This is a genomic window from Methylobacterium variabile (genome assembly GCF_001043975.1).
Lineage (GTDB): Bacteria > Pseudomonadota > Alphaproteobacteria > Rhizobiales > Beijerinckiaceae > Methylobacterium > Methylobacterium variabile.
Genome location: NZ_LABY01000332.1, coordinates 1 through 865 on the forward strand (window position 1 = coordinate 1; position 865 = coordinate 865).

At 63.4% G+C, this 865-nt stretch carries 2 pseudogenes; one reads left to right on the top strand and one right to left on the bottom strand.

The features are described 5' to 3' along the window. Positions 1 to 320: 320 nt before the first annotated feature. Positions 321 to 662: pseudogene (locus VQ02_RS32315) on the top strand (LabA-like NYN domain-containing protein); the annotation flags it as partial. 93 nt (positions 663 to 755) lie between these two features. Here VQ02_RS32315 and VQ02_RS40150 read toward each other — a convergent pair. Further along, a pseudogene (locus VQ02_RS40150) lies at positions 756 to 815 on the bottom strand (NYN domain-containing protein); the annotation flags it as partial. Positions 816 to 865: the final 50 nt, after the last annotated feature.

Sequence of the window (865 nt, forward strand, 5' to 3'; positions counted from 1 at the left end):
CCTCGAACACGGCCGCTACCGGCTCGCTCGCCTCGTCCATCGCCCGCCCCCCAAGCCACGTCATGGCGGACAACCGATTCAGACCTTCAGGCCCTTGTCACCTCCCTCATTCACCCGATTGCCCTGCGCGCCGCCACCGCCTCCCTTGACAGGCGCGGCAGCGCGTTCTTAGCTGCAGGTATTGCGGCCGCTGCCCGGTGTGCGGCACCCGCGCTGATTGCCCCCGGACTGAGATACTAAGGGGGCAGTGGATTGCTCGTAGCGGCATTTCTCGCAGTTGATTTTTCGTGCGGCCGTACCGCACATCTCAGGAACAACGGATGCCCGTACACCCGCGTAGCGCCCTATTCATCGACGGCGCCAACATCTACGCCACCACCAAGGCCCTCGGCTTCGACATCGATTACCGGAAGCTCCTGGCTGATTTCCGCGCACGCGAGAATCTCGTCCGCGCCTTCTACTACACGGCCCTGGTCGAGGACCAGGAATACTCCTCGATCCGGCCGCTGATCGACTGGCTCGACTACAACGGCTATCGCGTCGTCACCAAGCCCGTGAAGGAGTTCACCGACTCCACGGGACGGCGCAAGGTCAAGGGCAACATGGACATCGAGCTGACGATCGATGCGATGGAGCTCAGCCCCTACATCGACCACATGGTCCTGTTCTCCGGCGACGGCGACTTCCGGCCGCTGGTGGCCGCGATGCAGCGTCGCGGCCACCAGCGGCCGGAAGTCGCCGTCGCCGGAGAACAGGACCATGTGGTCGATGTAGGGGCTGAGCTCCATCGCATCGAACGACAGCTCGATGTCCATGTTGCCATTGCCCTTGCGCCGTCCCTGGGCTGTCTCTGATACACATATGA